This is a genomic window from Pseudoalteromonas sp. QJM3NY_12 (assembly GCF_056173165.1).
This window is the reverse complement of sequence record NZ_CM149661.1, coordinates 591,336-609,445: the sequence shown is the minus strand read 5'-3', so window position 1 is coordinate 609,445 and position 18,110 is coordinate 591,336. Positions and strand designations below refer to the sequence as shown.

The following is an 18,110-nucleotide window of genomic DNA, read 5'->3' as shown; positions in this document are numbered from 1 at the left end:
CATTCCTGTAGCTTTTTTATTTATATTATTTCTTATTAAACTTTGGCTTACCAATTTTAGTAAAAAATAACGTTATAACGATTATAAGCATTATCACAAAAGCATAGCTACCTAAAAACTGGAAAGCTCCAAATACGATCGCAACCAACGCGGTACATAAAAGTATAAAAAAAATATTTTTTAGCATGCTATACATATCCAGTACTTAAATTAAAGGAAATCAAGAGTTCTAATGAGTGCCTTCTGATCCTTTAGTCTTCATGGAGATCACTCTAAAGATTAAGACCTGATCTCCATATTAAAAAAGAAAAATTTATAAAGTTAATTAAGATTCACTTATGGTTTTAAGCTCTTTTATGAAACTTTCATCATCTTTTAATAAAAAGCATTTTGCCAGTTGTATATCAACTTCATGCTTGGCTTTTAATTGAGGTGAGTAATTTTTAACCAATAACGCAACCTGTTGAAACTTATTAGCCGAATAGCTACTCATTTCAACAATTCCACCTGTTATTTTACTAATATCATTAGTAGGAATATTATTATCTTTGAAGTACCAAAAAAAGCAATTTGCACTAGCAAAATCCATCAGTGGTTTTTTACTTCCCTCTGGCATAGATGAGCATGAAAAGCTCAAGGTTAATAATAAAAAAACTCCTATTACCTTAAACTTCGACATCACGATGCGTCCCAAAATAAAACAGTATGCATGAGAGCACTGACTATATAGGCCCCTATAAAAAATATAGCAAATGCTGAAACGGCTCCACCTCCTGTATATCCGGCTTTAGCTTTTTCTACCATTAAAACATAGATGCTCAACCCTATACTTACCTTAAACCACAGCCAGTAATCGTTACTAAATAACGGTATTGCTGCAAAAGCAACGATCGGTACTAGAATTTTACCTTCTTCGTTTTTGTGTAAAAAATAAAAAGCCAAAACAGCAATATATAAAAATGGCGTTACATCACTCATATAAACAACTTCCTTGTAAATATAAAATTAAAATAAATAAATTTTAACTATTGTACTTATTAATCAATACTAAGCACTTAATAAAATTGAGTTTAAAAGTAAGAACACTTGGCATTGTTGAATAAAAAGATCAAGAAAACATAGCTGTTTGCTTGAGCGGAAATTTCTAATAGGTGCCCTTATTTTTAATATTCATAAACATAATTTGATGAATAAGAAGCGATGTGGAGGTAGGGAGAAATTATTTCTTATAAGCAGACTTTGCTAATATCAAACTGATGTAAAAAGTTAGTATAGATAACCCAAATAATAATAAAGATACAGACCAACCAAGAGGGCCTGTTTCACATCCGTTACTGTATTTACAAGCAATGGTATTCGGATCTAAGATGAATTGATAAGAAAACCATCCTAAAAATAATGAAAGAGCTAATAAAAGTAGGGCTAATATTATTTTTGACTGTATGGATTTTAACGTTGTTGACCCATTTCCGGATGGATATTTTCGTATCAGATACAAAAGAAAAAAGCATCCAATACCAAAGACTGTTAAGGTTAAACTATATAATATATTAATTATTTTAGGACTAAGAGTTGATATGAAAATTAATAAAGCTGAAATTAATATTATATAGATTAGCTCTGAACGCATAATTATGCTTACTCTCTTGCACTGCAAGAAATAATTAATTCGCCGCGACTCTGTGAAGTAAGAGCAAAGTAAACATTCATTTTATGATTATCATTAGTCCTTGGAGCGCTCCTAACGCTAATCGTATCTTTTTTAGTTTGTGAAATGGTAATCTTAAAAGAGCTAATCCAGGGATTTTGTACACCTGTTTGTATAACCGTTGCAGCTGACGCGTTTACAGTAACTTCACCATTTTTATAAATCAACTTATCATCATTAAGAGCTGTCGAAAGGTTTACCAAATCACCCTTTAGCATTTTAGGAGCGTCTTCAAAGTAATTTTCATTAATAATTGCGCAACCAATTTTATTCATAGGAAAAGATTTGGAAGCCGATATACCACTAAATAATATTAATGATATAGATAGAAATATAAACAAAAGTTTCTTTTTCATGTGAATTATCAGACCAATACTGTTAAGGATAAAATATGCCTTTACCGGGGGTTATATCATTCGCAATCTGCCAGCGAAGAATTTTCTCTAACTCCCAACCTTTCCTGCTTATTTCTCCAATAGTAGCGTCTTCAATCTCTCGTAAAATCAATCCTAACTTTTCAGTAATACTAAAATACTCGTCGAGCTTATCTAATGAATAGGCTATGGCTAGGCCGATAAATAGAGCTACAGCCAGAGGAGCTGCGGCTATTGTAGTTGTTGTTCCTACAGCAACTGCAGCAACCGCAGCGGCAATACTTGATACACCGACTTTTATCAAAGATACAGCTAAATCGGCAAGTAAATTACTAAGTAAAACCTCATCTTCTAAAAAATGTTGAAGTATTATAATTGGAACTGTAAAAAATATTGTTAAGCGAGCACCGGAACGAGCACTCTGAATTATGGCTGAAGTTTTCCCTATAGCCATATCGACAACTCGAGCATTTTTAGCTGTTTTAGTGAATATGGTTTTAAATTCGAGTTTACCTTTAAAAATAATATACTTCTCACCTCGAATATATTTTTCATAAACGCGACCAGTAAAACCTAGATCGCGGATCATTTGAATTAATACTCGACCATCTAAAGCTGCTGATATATTACCAGCCACGACTCGGCTTGTAGAGCCAGGCTTATCTTTTGTAGCATTCTTGTGTAATTCGATTAGTTCTTTTTCACTTAGTAGATAAAGTGTTTGATGGTTTTTACGGATGGATTCTATTAATTTTTTATTATTCTCGATATCCCTGATTTTTAAACTATTCATACTCAATCCTTGTAAGCATATTCACATTTAGTTTGTGATAAGCTACCTAAGTTGGATTAAAAAATCAATATTTCTTGTTTTAGTAATTGAATAAGGCATTTATAAGGAGTTATTTTGAACTGGCAATACTTAAACAAGTAGCCTTTGAAAAAGAAAAGGATCAAAAAAGGTGTCACCCATTAGGTATACAACAATATCACACCACAAAAGACTCGTTCCTCAGAATGGTAAACCCAAACTATATTACAAAATGTATAGCCTCTAAGATAGCCCAATCCAGCAACACCTAAAACAGCACCTCCAGCTTTGCCTGTCTCAACATACTTGGCCTTGGTACAAGCTTGCTTATCTCCTTCTATGCATGCTTTTATGATATTTAAACTGCCCTCACACCTATCAGAGCAATTGCGACATACCCGACTTTTTTCAGGTTTTTGGCTACATTTAAAGTGAGTTTAAATGGTAAGAACACTTGGTTTTTGAATAAAAAGATCAAGAAAACACAGCTGCCTGCTTGACCAGAACTTTCTAATGGGAGAGACCTTTCGTTATTGTATAGTAGTAAAGTATAAATCTAAGTTAGTGGTACAAAGCCCAAAATCTTAACCTACAACTCAGTTGCGCTATTGCTAAGGCTAAGCCCTGCATGTAACCTAGTTAAGATTTTTCAAACCAGTCAATCAACATGTACAAACGTAAACTATTTTATTTTGGCCTAACCACTGCGTTTATTTTATTTTTAGCCTTGCTAAGCACTGCTATTTCAGCCCATTTAACACGTGAAAACTTGCACCAGAGTAATATTGCTCAGTCTTTACTTGTAGAGCATGAAAAGTTATCGAGTATTTCATATCGACTGTTTAAACAACTCACAGATGAAATTATTTTTGGACGAAATGCTAACCAAGCTTATGTTCGAAAAAAACAAAACTTAATTCAGCAGTCTATCAGTCAAATACGAAAACTAGAGCAGGAACAACGTGATGCACTTGGCCTATCTTTTACAAAAGGAAGCGTAGAAGATACCGATGAACTGGTAAGACTGATCGATGAAATAACCGTTGAGTTTAGGGCCGTAGTAGTTAGTGACAATAAAGCTCCGCTCAGTCAACAAGCACAGCTTCGCCGACTGCTAGAAGTAACTATTGATGACCAATTTAGAGAAGCCATTAATTCTGCTGTTTCCAGACAAACTCATGTTGTAGCTGCAATTAACGCTCGAATTGATGCTCTCAACACCACTATTTTATGGTTTGCATTAGGCTTAGGAGCATTATCTATACCACTGATACTGTATGGCTGCTACTGGCTTTTTAATCAGCTGTATCAACCCCTTATACTGATTGCAAATGCAACCAATTCTATTGCTCTTGGTCATTATCAAAAACCCATATCGGTTACGCTAGATGACGAATTTGAAGAGCTTGCAACATCAATCAACCAACTCGCTTTAAGGCTTCAAGCTCATGAAGAAAATGCGGCGAAGTCACGAAAACAGTTAGAATTAGAAGTAAAGCAGCGCACCAGTGAACTCACTGAAGCAAATTTACAACTCACCAAAATTGATTCACGCCGCCGGCAATTTATCGCTGACGTTTCACATGAGTTACGAACCCCATTAACAATTATTCGTGGCGAGGCACAAGTCACCCTAAGAATGAACTCTGTTTCTGAAGATGACTATAATCAAACTTTAAGTTCCATACTTGAACAAGCTGTAAATTTAAGCCGCTTAGTGGATGATTTATTGCTACTCACACGTGCCGAGATGAATCAGCTGAATTTAGAAGTAGCGCCCGTGCAGATAATGCCATTACTTCAGTCAGAAGTCGCAAAATGGAAAAAGCTTGATGTTAACCGTGCAATCACATTAATAGCAGCGCCTGATTTAAATGACGTGATTGCCACCATTGATAAACAAAGATTACAGCAAGTACTTTCAATCTTGATTGACAATGCCATCAAATATTCAAAAGCCAATCAAGCAGTAGAAGTATCGCTAACAAAGCCTGATTCATTACTGACAATTGCAATTAAAGACAATGGCGAAGGCATATCAGCCGCCGAAGTTGATAATATATTTGAACGGTTTGTCCGATTTAGTAAACATAATGAAGGGCTAGGGCTCGGTCTTCCTATCGCAAAAGTGATTGTCGAGGCTCACGGCGGCAGTATAGTGGTAGAGTCATCTCAAGGGCAAGGCTCGATATTTTCAATCATTTTACCTATTGAGGACATAACATGAATATACTGTTGGCTGACGATGAAGTGCCTCTTCTTAATTTTTTATCACGAGGCCTTAAGGCTGAAGGCTACACATGCACAAGTTTACATGAACTTCATGAAGTGCTTCCATCAATAAAGAAAAACGCACCACAAATAGTGATTCTAGACAGGCTGTTTGGTGCTGCCGATAGTCTATCGATTCTAGAATCAATAAAAACATTACCTAACCCACCGATGGTATTAATGCTAACAGCTTTAGATGAAGTGCCTGAACGTGTCAAAGGCCTTGAAATGGGGGCTGACGATTATCTGTGTAAACCATTTGATTTCGATGAGTTATTAGCTCGGGTATTAGCGTTGAAACGACGCATGAATGCCCCCCAACAAACAGTACCACCAACCATACGCGTTGGTAATTTAGAGTTAGCATTACAAGAGCGAATAGCGTTAATCAATGGTGAAGAATTAGCACTGACTAAAATAGAGTTTGAATTACTACTATATTTTACTGAAAACCAAAATAAAGTCCTTTCAAGGGAGCGAATATTAAGTCGCGTATGGCAAACCTGTAGTGACCCTAACACCAATATCATCGATGTTTACGTCAGCAGATTAAGAAAAAAGTTAGAAAAAGATCCCTTATTAGTGATCCAAACATTACGCGGTAATGGTTACCGTATTGGGTTAAAGTAGCACGAACTAACAATTGTTAGCTCGTGCTTTGCAATAGTTTGATCACTTAACAATTGGTGAAAGTAATTTAGGATTTTGAACCAAATTACGTACACCATGAGCATGGTCTTCATCAAATTCATTATCATCACACCATTTACCCACACTGTTAATATCAACAACAGCAACTTGGGGTCTAACACTCCAACTAACTTGTAATGGTGATGCTTTTTCATTGTATCCAGGTCCGGTTGTTGAACCTAAATACTCAACTGCTACTCCCGTATTAATAGGTATATTTGGCGCTTGGTAATAGCCATTAACTTGCTCAATGTCTGTGAGATCATCAAAATCCAATGCATACTTATCGTTTGCTAACACAATAACCTGCCCTTCAACTCTAAGACTTGGATTCATTGTGCTTTCAGCTAAGCATGCACCAAGCGTTGGTGCAGGTTTAACTTGCGCTGAAGAATACACAAAATGTACCTCAAGTGTGTCACCAACCTGAAGTGAATTGCCCTTGGCAGCGCATATTTTTGCTTTAACAGGTGCTAACTGTGCAGCAGTTAACTTTCCATTATAAACGTAACCGGTATTAGTGCCTTTGCCATCACCATTTCCAGCATAAGTGGTAAATTCCCCCCCTTTGTGTTCAGCGTTTTTATGAAAATGGATATTACATAAATTTAGATTACTGCGATTAGGCGCTTCAGCAAAATTACGTAAATTAGTGCCATAGTCTTGATCAATATCGCGAGGCGACTGCGGGCCAAACCCCTTACCCTCAGTATTTTTTTGTAACACCTCTCGTTGTTCAGCAATAACACTGTCAGCGACAGATTTGGCATAAACTGTACCTGTTGTTAAAACCATTGCAGACAAAGCAACAGCGTAGGTACTGTTGCAAAAAATCAGCTTTTTCGTATTGGTGGCTTTCATTTTCATTCCTTATGTATAACTTGAACAATGAATGTGAGGCAGTAAATTTAAATTCATTATTCCAATGCGTTGCTTTATTACTCGCCACACTCAAACTTAGCTGATAGCACCGTAATAAAAGTGTGATAGCGAGGGCATGCAACCATTACTATGATATTTACTCAATCCGTTATAAAACTAACTGCCCCACACATATAAATTGGGCTATGGATAGATATGTTATTGAAAATATCTAAAAAAGACTTTGCGGGAAGATTAAAATTAGATTAAAAATGGTATGTAATATAAACAAACTCTGTATTTTAAGGTCTATCGGTTTAGAGCTTGCTACTTGCTAAAGCCAAGCTTCAATCTCACATTTACCTCCCTCGTCATCACGCCCTGAAAATAAGCAATTGATGAGTAATGTCGCGCATGGATGCGCGATAAGGCGAAACCAGGCCATGGATGCCCTATCTTCGCCGTTTACGTTCACATCAATTAATTATTTGAAGGAAATAGCGTGATGCTCGGGTGCGCTGGGAGGTGACGAATAACCGAAGCGCAGCTTCGCAGTATGAGGAAGTGAAGGCATGGATGCCGACAGTAACCCAGCTTCAAGGATGAATCATTTGCAGCAGAGTAAAATTTGAAAATCTATCCCCTTCTTTGGCTGCCGTTGGACTTCCCAGCTTTCACTAGACAGTTTTTAATTCAGAATAATACGCTTCTTCAAACTTAGCAGGTGAAACACCGCCTGTATGTGAGTGGCGCTTTTTTGGATTGTAAAACATTTCTATAAAATTGAATATCTCACCTTTCGCATCTTCGCGTGTCGAGTATATCTTACGCTTAACTATTCGCTTTTTAATTGTCGCAAAAAAGCTTTCAGCAACCGCATTATCATGACAGTTCCCAGCACGGCTCATCGACGGCACAAGATTATGTTCTTTCATAAATGCGAGATAGTCAGCGCTACTGTATTGACTACCTTGATCACTATGCACCATTACCTCAGCCTTCGGTTGACGTTGATATACAGCCATCAGCAGTGCGTTTATAACAAGGCGCTTATCCATATTTTTATCCATCGACCAACCCACAATACGCCTAGAGAATAAATCCATTACTGTTGCCACATATAAAAAACCTTCATAAGTTCTTATGTAAGTTATGTCGCTCACCCATGATTGATTCGGCGCAGGTGGGTTAAATTGACGCGCTAATAAGTTATCTGCAATCCGCGATGTCTTACCGCCTTTAATATGGCGACGCTTATACCCAATTTGTGCTTTAAGCTTATGTTGTCGCATGATCTTAGCGACACGATTTACGCTGCATTGCTCACCGGCTTCACGTAAGTCTGCATGTATCCAAGGGCTACCATACGTGCCACCACTGGCTACATAAAACTCTTTAATGAGCTTCAACAAACGATTATCTTCAAGCGTTCTATTGCTTAAAGGCTTTTTCAACCACGCATAAAAACCACTGCGATGCAGCTTAAAAAGGCGGCACATCGTCGTAATGGAAAACTCACTTTGATGATCACGAATGAAGCCGTACTTTACTCGGGGTTGCTGGCAAAGTACCTTGCGGCCTTTTTTAAAATATCCCGTTCCTCCGTGACACGTTTCAATTGCGCTTCTAATTTAGCGATCTTTAATTTTTCATCGGATGGTTGAACGGATTTAGGTTTATCTGATAATTGGCTTCGCCAGTGATATAGCGTTTTAGTAGAAATATCTAACCGTTCAGCGACTTCTGCAACTGAATATCCGCGCTCAGTAATTTGTTTAACAGCCGCTTCTTTAAACTCTTGGGTATACCGTTTACCTTTGCTCATAAAACACCTCTTATTAGAAGTTACAATGTAACTTATTGGGTGTCTAGCAAACTATGGGAAGTCCAAAATAATCATATTTAGAAATATGGAGATTGAATTCGTCTATGCTTGCACACAATGGCTTACTTTGTACCCGGCTAGGTCTTATCGGTGAACGCTTTGGATCTTTAGACAATGATTTACGGGCTTTAGGTTGCTGATTCAGATCAAAATAAGCAATTTTTCCATGTTGATAGTTAACATCAACAACCAATAAATTTATTGAGTTTTTTTCTGTATGAATAATGGTGTGTTTATGAAACATACTATGCGACCTCTTTAAGGATAAGAGGTCTATATGGATTTATTCTAACTTCAAGATTTGCTGGTATTTGATGAGTCCAAATTCCCCATTGGAACAAAGCATATAAATCAGAGTAAGACAGCATTAATTTTGATGTTAGCTTTTCCAGGTTAACTTTTACTTCATCGCTTTCATTAGCTAAACATAAATTTACGAATTCATATAAAAACCGTTCTTCATGCTCAATGAATTCATTTTTGTATTTTGCAGACTCTCGATGTGCTTTTAGGTTATGGGCACAAGTTTTAGAGATATGAGCATCAGTTATGAGCCGATATAAAATCCCTAGTTCCTCGTAGTACCTGCGCTCCAATTCAAGCTTGAACAAAGTACGATGTACGGAAATCGGATGTTTTGATTTAAAATCAAGTGAGTCCATTGGTTTATATGAACGAGCTATTTGAATCACTTTCCTTTGGATTGGATCGTATTCTCGGCATAATAAGTCTGTAGACATGATGTAAGCCTCACCATCACTATCTTGAGGGTATTTACCGCCCATTTCATTCGCGATTTTAATTGCTCGCTCAATGTCCCATAGTGGGAACTGTTCAAAATAATCGATGATATGCGGAAGGGATTCGTAATAGATGCCTGCACGATACTCACCATCAGATAAAAAGTGATGATTACGGCCTGCTTTAACGCCTCTAAAGAAGTGTCTTCGAGTTCCTTTGGGACCACTCCAAACTTTTATGATCGGCTGAAACTCTCCTTTAGCCATGCTATCAATCCATTTTCTTATACTCCCTGTAGCTTTATTTATTTTTACTCTCATTTATCCCACCTCTTAATCGTTAACTGAAAGTTCAGATACAGGGTGATAAAAAGCTGATGATTTAATCGAATTTGTCATTTTTAAAATCTCATAATGTGAATTTAAAAAGACTTATAGCACCAAACAAGAACAAGATCAAATCATTGATTTTATTGTATATTTTGACATTCTAGTTATTTATTAAAATAGTAAATCAACAATCAATTTTCATAAAAAAAACAGAGTTTTTTACAAAAACTGTTAACTAATTGATAGGGTTTAGAAAGAATATTTAGGTAGGTAATTACTATTTAATTAACGATCTACAATGTCATTATTAAATTAGAGGTAAGTAGTAATTATTTTTATAAAAATAGAATGAAAATAATTTTAAAAAAGTGATTATATTTTCAAAGACGTTTAAATTTCACAATTTTTGCTACGCACTAACATTCGACTAGTTGAGCTTTATAAGGGGGAATTAGCAATGTGTAGATCTATCACTTTGACTGATTTATTAGGAGGTAAAAGTGGCTACTGGATACCTTCGACGCTTTAGCGTCGGTATACCTCATTTCTCTGAAATGAGAAGATAACCATGTAGATTAAAGTGATCGGTGAGAAGAAATAATCTCGGTAATATTAATTTTTATTGTCCTCAATTATATAAGGAGCACTTGTTTTCAAAAATTTACAGTAGAAATATTCATTAAATAGTAATTCAACATAAAAAGCTAAAATAGCTTTCAATTCAGAATATAGTTTTAGTATTTTGGAAGACGTAATAGATAAATAAAATCTTTCTATGAACTTTATTCCTATTCTAATATTGGGGAAACCTGTTCAAAATTTGGCTTGTAGTATCGAGAATTCATGTAAATTAATACAAAATATGGTCTGGTAATCTATATGGTAAGCCTTAATAGCTAATTGAATTAGCCACTAATAGCGGTAACTATGAGTGAGAAGCGCTTCATAAACCCTAATTAATTGGGCTGAAAGCTATTTACTCCAAATACAGCGCTCAATACTTTATACATGTTCTGATATTATCCTGTGAACTCAGTCAAAACCGCCATCATAAAGAATATCTGGAATGATCTTTCGTAAATACATATCTTTCAAAAAGATATTCACCACATATTCTGGTTCTTCACCCCCCTTCACGTGGGCATTCCGATTATCCATATTAACGGCACCTACAGCATGAATCTTATAACCAGCTCGTTTATCGAAATAGTCCTGCAAAAAATTTATCTTTGAACGCTCTTGCTGAAATTCAGATAACATTAAGGACTTATCATATTCAAATCTATTATCATCCCAATTAGGTGCATCTTTCTCGCCCAATTGAGTTTGAAAGTGATGTTCATATTCTTCACCTAGATGAGTAATATGATGATTTTTTACACATACACTCCAGATATCTATTTTGGACTCATCATAAACCCCTGACTCTTGCCCTAATATCCCTAGGTTAAACAGATTTGAACCACAAAAGCATTTATTAACATAATTCGCTCTAAAATCATTATAAAATGCGACTAAATCATAAAACTCATGTAGAAAGTCTTTAACTAGGGAAAACTCATTACTTATAACTACGATATTCTCGAAACTATCTTTTGCCTTCTTAGACCAATTATAACTTCCTGTTATCACTATACTATTGTCGATAATACAAAATTTATTATGCATTAATGAGGAAGATAGGCGGGTGTTTATTGGATATGTCGTATATACAGGTGACTCTCTTACACCATGGAGTAAGTTCGTAGAGTTATTGTCAAATATCAATTCTACAGCTACTCCTCTATTGGCTAATTCTGTCAATATAGGGGTGTATATAACTCCACTGATCCAAGCAACACATATTTTTACAGACTCGGTAGATGACCTCAGAATCTTTATTATCTCATGTTCGATATCTTCGAAATAAGCCTCAACAGCCACATTTATTCCTCTTGATTTATAGTTACTGAATTTAATCTCGCTTGCACAACATCATTTATTTCAGACATATCCGACCAAAGTAAAGCTCCGTGAGGTAACTCTGTATTGTTTAGTTCAATTATTCCATCTAGTAACGCTTTGATCTTGGTGTACATTTCAGCATCATCTTTCATGTGATTGATGCAGTTTTCAGGCTTATCACTTCCCACCGTTTCATCAAAGTAGGCATCTTCGAAATTAATAACAGAAGCTACTACTCTAGCTTGTTCTGTCATTTGAGCTAAAATCTTTTCATTGTTGGTCCAAGCAGGATTAACCATTGTAAATTTGTCATATACTATTGATTCTGCGGTGCTTAATTCCCTATTCCTCCGCTTAGACTGAACAGTTGGCACATCTGTATCATGAAGCGCAAAATATCGATTACCAAAGTGGTTTAATACTTTCATCATTGAAGCTACAGTTACTTTCCCCCTGGCTCTGATAACATTTAAATCATGATAGTCATCGTTCCCACCTTCTAACTCTTTATTTTTTATATAGTTAAATGCTGAGTACTCTGTATCCCCTTCAACAATAAGAACTTTGCCACCAAAAAAAGCTTCTGATATATGAGAATCGAATAAGTTGATGAGTTTTAGATTTTCTTTATCATCATCATCAAGTTGCGTAGACTCTGGCTTAAACAAAGTCGTAGTTTCAATATGATCGTCTTGGCTCTTTTCTACCCTAATAATAGTGGTATGGTCTTTTGTTAGGTCTATAAAGCTAGGCGAATGAGTAGCAACCATAATTTGCCAATTTTCATTTTCTGGTAGGGAGTAAAGTACATCTCTTGCTATTTCAGTAGCTGAAGGATGAAGACTTACTTCGGGTTCATCAAGTAATAGAACATGTGCAGTATTAGGACCAACAGGTTCATGATGGGATTGAGCTCTCGGCCCCGCATTTTTGGCACGCATTCCATTATCGGCAAGTAACTTTAAGATAGTCCATAAAGCAGTTCTTCTGCTGCCACTTCCTTGCTTATCTAGAGGGAAGCTTAGGCCGCCAATTGGCCCCATTTCAATGGTAAATTCATTTCCAAGTAAATCAATTTTTATAGGAGCTTGACTCTCAGGAGCTGTAATCTTTAATTCATGACTTGGAAATATTTTACTTATTATTTCATTAGCGCTTCCTTCCAAGCCTTGAATACTTTCTTGCTGAGTAACTTTCGAGGAGTCACGTAAGGATTTCAAGTTTTCAACTAGTATCTCATATTTAGTTTTTTCATCATCATCGTTCTCTTTGATACTTTGAATACTATCTTCCAACAAACTTTTTAATAAAGAAGTTATAGCCTTAGATTGAATTTCAGGGTCATCAAAAGTATTAACTCTATGAGGTTTAGGCCTTCTAGCTTTAGCAACATTATTCATGCCCCATGGCATTTTTTCTCGATCACCATTTTCAGCCCACCTATCAAGATTTACATTAAAACCAACTCTTTCTGGTTCTCTATTCGTTCCAGTCCACTTCCATTTTTCCTTTATCAGAAAATCACCATCACCAAGGTCTAAACACCACTCATCACCAGGTTTATTTTCATCAACTGCAACTGAATGAACTTCAATTTCAGGGTAATTATCTACACTTACTTGCTTATTATGAAAGTCATCTTGTTCCAACTTAAGACAATCTGTGACTGCTTCATAAGCCTTAAGAATTGTGCTCTTTCCAGCGTTATTAGGACCAACTAAAACGACGATATTGTCTATATCTAGTTCTACTTGCTCACTTCCAATACACCCAAAGTTTTTAATTTTTAACTTTTTAATACTTGGCACTTGAGCCATAAATAATTCCTTTTAATATATAAAATGAGACTTTCACAATGAAGATAACTTGCTATGTGAAGTCAAACCAATAAAGTTTGGAGTTGATTTACTAATTCAATTGAGTTCTTATTATCGAATGAATCACCTTTGGCTTTTAACTAAATAAGTAATCATTTGTAAGTTTAAATTTTGAAAATCAATTAATGCTAACTACAATCTAAAATATTAGCTCACTTAAAAATTAAGACTCTATTGTAAAAGGCTCTTCTCCAGCTCCCCAGTAATCTATACCTAACTGGTTATTTGCTTCTATCCGAGCTAGATAAATACCATTTTGTAAAAGTTTATAACGTACTCGCAACGCCCCTATTAGGTCTCCAGTTGAATTGAGTACTTCGGTACTACCTGTTTCTGGATTATGCAACCTTACGAATTGCCCAATAGCAAAGTTATTTCCTTGATACCAATTAACAGGTTGTTGTATGGAGGAACCATCCCAAACCCTATCTAACTTAGGCTTATATTCATTAATAAATGATTTCCACAATTTTACGGTATTTTCGTCAGTTAACTTCGCTGCGTCTATATACAAACTCAGGTCACTAGATGACAACCATGTTTTCAATTCACGACTGTTAGAAAACGAAGCATGCGTTGATTGAATAGCATTTATTGCTTCAATACGAGAACTAAAACCTGCCTGCATTAGCATAGATGCACTTTTATTTAGACTACCATTTTCAACAGCAGGAACGATTAAGCCGACTTCAAAATCATCTATAGTTAATCCTTCTGAAATAACATCGTTGTTCGCTTGTGCACGAACTCGCAGAGCTTCCAGGCCCCAAGGAAGACGGTAAACTAACCCATCTTCAACAAACCTTAGCGTATCATCAATCGAATTAAAGTTATGCTCTCTGAGAGCTTCCCCCTTTAACCACGCTTCGATAATCTCTCGCCAATCATCAGGTAATATGTTTGGTTTGAAAGGAGGTATATCAAAGAGCATTTCTGCTAATTCTGTTATCGTGTTTATAGCTTCTTGTTGATCATCATTATCAATATAAGCATTGGCTTCAATCAATAATGCATTAGCCTGAGGAGCTATTTCATCTAGGTTTTGACCTGTCTCTAAACCAACACCTGCCAAATAATAACCTTTCCTCTGTTCAGTAGTAGTCAAACTCCAGATGTGTTTACTTCTCTGTGCTAAGACACTGTTAACAATGACCTTCATTTCTTCTTGCTGACGATTTAGTCTACGTTGTAACAAGGATGACTGAAGGATCTCCTCAAGTACATTTGGAATTTCATCGATAGCGATGTTTTCTTCGCCCAACATACTCAGCAATGCCGTATCTAAACTGACTAAATGCTTCTCCCAAGAGTTTCGATGCTCCTCAATTTGTTCTTCTGTCTCATTTTGTAATGAAGTAAAGTCCCAAACAGATGAGTTGTTCATCACATACTCAAGAACTTGCTGGATAGATTGAGCTTGCTGACTATTCGCCATCCTTTGCAATAGAGAGGCTATCAGTCTAAATAAACCACTTTCCATATTTCTAGCTGTAGAATTATTAGCTAGTGCTCTCCATTCTCGTTTTCGCCAATCGTGGCGATCAAAAACAGGGTGTAGCACCAAGCCATGAGTATCAACAAAAGCTCTTCCCGCTCTCCCTATCACATTTTTAAATTCAGATGATTCAATCAAGTCGCCACTTCGATAAAGTGAATGCACTATTACAGCCGTTGCAGCCAAGTTTAAACCTTGAGCTAATGTTGGTGAAGATATAGTTATCTTTAGAACACCTTCTCGTAGGAGCTTTTCCATCTCTTTTCTAAATGGTGTGGGTAAGGCTCCGTGATGCACTGCAACACCGATATTGAGGCACTCCAAAATTGGATGGTTTTCACCTAACCATTCACTCCCCAATACTTTTGCCAATTCAATTTTATGTTCAGGAACACTTAACACTGAAGGTAGTGCTCCTCTTTTATGCAAATCAATAATGACTTTGGAAAATGCGTTTACAGACGTTCTTTGTGGGCAATAAATTAAAACAGTGTGATTATCTTCTGTTAACTTCCATGCGGCAGCTAACGTTAGTTCTTGAGCATCCTTGGGAAATGGTCTTTGACGTAATCCTGGATTACGCAGTGGTGGTACAAATGGAGTAATAAACCTTGGAATAAAAGGTTGCTCTTCACCGATAGTAAAATCAATTTTTGCAGAATGCCCCTGCCAAACAATCTCTCCAAATCTTAAATCTGTCGGTCGCCAATCTGACTGTATAGCGTCACCATCTCTATCTTGTCTTAGCCAACCTACAAAATCTTCAAATTGATCACCACTTGGTAAAATCGCAGAGAGACAAACAATTCTTCGATCATTCGAATCGGCTCGGTTCAACAATCGTTGTATTTGAACTTCGTAGTTAATTTCGCGTTCGTTCAAACCAATCATGTGCCCTTCATCCAAAATGACTAGACCAACGTCATCAATTAAAGTTGGATCATTTCTTAAAGCAAAATCGAGTTTTTCTGGCGTACCTACTACGATATCTTGTGTTCTTAAAACATCTTGCTCAAAGTCACTTGTACCTATGCTCCCATAGAGAGAGGAAATTGTCTTACCTAGAGGTAAGTATGTTTTCCTTAATGATGATTCTGTCTGGGCTGATAATGCTCTTAGAGGTGTAATAAATAAAACACGCTTACCAATAGCTAAACATCTTAAAATACAAAGTTCAGCAACTCTTGTTTTACCAGCACTCGTAGGTAACGAAACAACAAGATCATCTTCATCATTAACAGCACGTTTGGCTCCTTCTAATTGTGACGGCCACAAGTCAATTTCGGCTTTATTGCGTTTATAGAGCGATGCAATAAATAACCACCGTAAACGGTTCCAATCATTATCATGAGCGTCATTTTGCGCTCCTGGAATTATTTTATGAAAGCTCGATTCCCACAAATCCTTTAATAAGTGCTTTGTAATCCTTAAAACCCACCATTGCGGTAATAGATTCAACTCGCTACAAACAGATAAACTAGTATCTATTCTTGTAATAGCTCCTTCAACTAAAACCTGCTGACCTGTTTCTAGCGCAAATAAGAATTCGAATATTGATGAAAAATAATTATCAATGATTGCTTCTTGAATAATTGGCAGTTCAACTGAAGAAATACCATATTCTTCAGGCTCATCATCGGTATTCGCTATATTATTCAAATGATCAATTTCTGTCTCTATCCTTGATGCAAGTATTTCATCTGAACCAGCACCTGATGCTTTCCATTCAAGCACCATAGTCTCTATTTGATCAAACTGTCTTAACATTAACAATGAAAGTAACTTTTCTAATGGATTTATATTTTCCTGATTTAAGTTCCCATGAATTAACGAATAAGCTTTTGCTGAAAACCTACCCAGATGATATGCAGAGGAAGCCAAAACTTTATGGAAACTTTTTTCTGGATCGTTCGAGTTTCCATTATGAATAACATTTGTAATTGCTGTTGCTGACTTCTCAAATGCAGTACGACATAGGCTTTCATTTCCTCCTAAATTTCTCAAACGTATAGCAAGTGATAACAATGAATAACCGTAAGATAAAAGATCATATGATAACTTATCTGCAAACCTAGGTGCTCCATCAGGAAGTTCCCCATCAGACCAGATCATTGAACGTGCAAGTCCTCGTTCAAGTAAACTATTTCTATAGCCTGGTGCTGTAGCTTCATTGATTAATGATTCTATCTCTTCAATTGTCGAGGCCATCGATCACTCCCTGATAAACTCCTGTGATTAACTCTTGATGATCAGTAACTCTAAGTCCTACTGATTTTTGTTCGATATTACCTTCATAAGCATCAAAATCTTCTCTTTGTAAGGTTGCTGGATTCGAAGCTGTAAATGTGAATAACAAATGCTTAACTTGGTGTGGTCTAATTCCGTCAACTAATTGAACCTTTTCGATTAAATCTGCAAGTATTTGATTACCTGTTTCTCGCAATCTATCTGCAACAAATTCCAATGCATGAGGAGCGGGAAAGCCATGGTCTAAACTAAGCTCTTTGCGAGCATCTTGTAACACTTTTCGGCTCATCGCTTTATTAGCCTTCGCTTCTGCTTTTAAGAATTTAATTGTTTGTCGCTGCTGATCGAAAACGAAACCTATTACATCATCCCCACGCATTGCCATATTACGATGATCTCTCCATCGTAATTTACGTATAGGTACGGTGTATTCGGTATATTCTTCTATATAATCAGATGTAAGAACCTCTCCTATATCACCAGAACGGATATTTTTAACTTCTGGTATTTTAGTTAATAACTTCTCTGCTGCTGCTGTTTTCCCTAAGCGAGCCAATGTACCAGCAATAGATTGTGGGTCGATATAATAATCAGGTAACGTGTCAATCAATGCATCTCTAAGTGCATTAAATTCTTCAGGTTTTAACGTTAGTATTTTGAATTCGTTAGACTGGTCTTGAACTTCAGTAACAACTGACTTGGCTTCTAAAGATAACATCCTAGTATAAATTGTCCTTTTAGATAGAGTTACATACTTATGTAATCACTTATATTGTTATGGTGGAATAATAACTTAGCATGCTTTTTATTGTAATCTTTTGTCCCATATCATTTAATATAACTAAATCAATGTAATCGCTACTATTAGCAGAGATTA

General features: G+C 36.2%; 14 protein-coding genes. 2 read left to right on the top strand and 12 right to left on the bottom strand.

Annotated elements, in window-relative coordinates; translation table 11 throughout:
* Positions 1 to 325: 325 nt before the first annotated feature.
* The 5 genes from AC0VZ5_RS02870 to AC0VZ5_RS02850 form a co-directional block, all read right to left on the bottom strand.
* A complete protein-coding gene (locus AC0VZ5_RS02870) occupies positions 326 to 679 on the bottom strand; it encodes a hypothetical protein (RefSeq protein WP_475474187.1) in 354 nt (117 codons plus the stop codon).
* On the bottom strand, positions 679 to 978 hold the full coding sequence (locus tag AC0VZ5_RS02865) for a hypothetical protein (RefSeq protein WP_475474185.1): 300 nt from the start codon (positions 976 to 978) through the stop codon (positions 679 to 681). Before AC0VZ5_RS02865 ends, AC0VZ5_RS02870 begins: the two co-directional genes overlap by 1 nt.
* 241 nt (positions 979 to 1,219) lie before the next feature.
* Positions 1,220 to 1,630 carry a hypothetical protein gene (locus AC0VZ5_RS02860; protein WP_475474184.1) on the bottom strand — a complete coding sequence of 137 codons (411 nt, stop codon included), beginning with the start codon at positions 1,628 to 1,630 and terminating at the stop codon, positions 1,220 to 1,222.
* Between the two features lie 8 nt (positions 1,631 to 1,638).
* Positions 1,639 to 2,064 (bottom strand): hypothetical protein, encoded by a 426-nt coding sequence (locus AC0VZ5_RS02855; protein ID WP_475474182.1) that lies wholly within the window; start codon positions 2,062 to 2,064, stop codon positions 1,639 to 1,641.
* Positions 2,065 to 2,086: 22 nt separating this feature from the next.
* Positions 2,087 to 2,875 carry a hypothetical protein gene (locus AC0VZ5_RS02850; RefSeq protein WP_443489055.1) on the bottom strand — a complete coding sequence of 263 codons (789 nt, stop codon included), beginning with the start codon at positions 2,873 to 2,875 and terminating at the stop codon, positions 2,087 to 2,089.
* A gap of 685 nt (positions 2,876 to 3,560) precedes the next feature.
* On the opposite strand from AC0VZ5_RS02850, the gene AC0VZ5_RS02845 reads away from it, so the two are divergent.
* Together AC0VZ5_RS02845 and AC0VZ5_RS02840 are read left to right on the top strand one after the other, a co-directional pair.
* Positions 3,561 to 5,120 (top strand): sensor histidine kinase, encoded by a 1,560-nt coding sequence (locus tag AC0VZ5_RS02845; RefSeq protein WP_475474180.1) that lies wholly within the window; start codon positions 3,561 to 3,563, stop codon positions 5,118 to 5,120.
* Positions 5,117 to 5,794: a response regulator transcription factor gene (locus tag AC0VZ5_RS02840; protein ID WP_475474178.1), complete on the top strand. Its 678-nt coding sequence runs from the start codon at positions 5,117 to 5,119 to the stop codon at positions 5,792 to 5,794. Before AC0VZ5_RS02845 ends, AC0VZ5_RS02840 begins: the two co-directional genes overlap by 4 nt.
* A gap of 42 nt (positions 5,795 to 5,836) precedes the next feature.
* Here AC0VZ5_RS02840 and AC0VZ5_RS02835 read toward each other — a convergent pair whose 3' ends face one another.
* From AC0VZ5_RS02835 to AC0VZ5_RS02805, 7 genes are all read right to left on the bottom strand, one after another.
* The gene (locus AC0VZ5_RS02835) at positions 5,837 to 6,715 is read right to left on the bottom strand and encodes a delta-class carbonic anhydrase (RefSeq protein WP_475474177.1); all 879 of its coding nucleotides are present in this window, start codon (positions 6,713 to 6,715) and stop codon (positions 5,837 to 5,839) included.
* 677 nt (positions 6,716 to 7,392) lie between these two features.
* Positions 7,393 to 8,540 (bottom strand): IS3 family transposase gene (locus tag AC0VZ5_RS02830; RefSeq protein ID WP_475474175.1). Its coding sequence is split into 2 segments (ribosomal slippage): positions 7,393 to 8,303 and positions 8,303 to 8,540, totalling 1,149 coding nucleotides; the frame shifts between segments, so codons are not numbered across the junction.
* Between the two features lie 305 nt (positions 8,541 to 8,845).
* Positions 8,846 to 9,661, bottom strand: a complete 816-nt coding sequence (locus tag AC0VZ5_RS02825) for a TnsA endonuclease N-terminal domain-containing protein (protein ID WP_475474173.1) — start codon at positions 9,659 to 9,661, stop codon at positions 8,846 to 8,848.
* 1,041 nt (positions 9,662 to 10,702) lie between these two features.
* Positions 10,703 to 11,593, bottom strand: coding sequence for a phospholipase D-like domain-containing protein (locus AC0VZ5_RS02820; RefSeq protein WP_475474171.1), 891 nt, complete (start codon positions 11,591 to 11,593; stop codon positions 10,703 to 10,705).
* Between the two features lie 2 nt (positions 11,594 to 11,595).
* Positions 11,596 to 13,431, bottom strand: coding sequence for an ATP-dependent nuclease (locus AC0VZ5_RS02815; RefSeq protein ID WP_475474169.1), 1,836 nt, complete (start codon positions 13,429 to 13,431; stop codon positions 11,596 to 11,598).
* 223 nt (positions 13,432 to 13,654) lie between these two features.
* Entirely contained in the window at positions 13,655 to 17,194 is a 3,540-nt protein-coding gene (locus AC0VZ5_RS02810) for a DEAD/DEAH box helicase (protein WP_475474167.1), read from the bottom strand.
* Complete coding sequence (locus AC0VZ5_RS02805; protein ID WP_475474165.1) at positions 17,178 to 17,951, bottom strand: Hachiman antiphage defense system protein HamA; 774 nt, start codon at positions 17,949 to 17,951, stop codon at positions 17,178 to 17,180. The genes AC0VZ5_RS02810 and AC0VZ5_RS02805 overlap by 17 nt, the downstream gene beginning before the upstream one ends.
* Between the last annotated feature and the right edge of the window lie 159 nt (positions 17,952 to 18,110).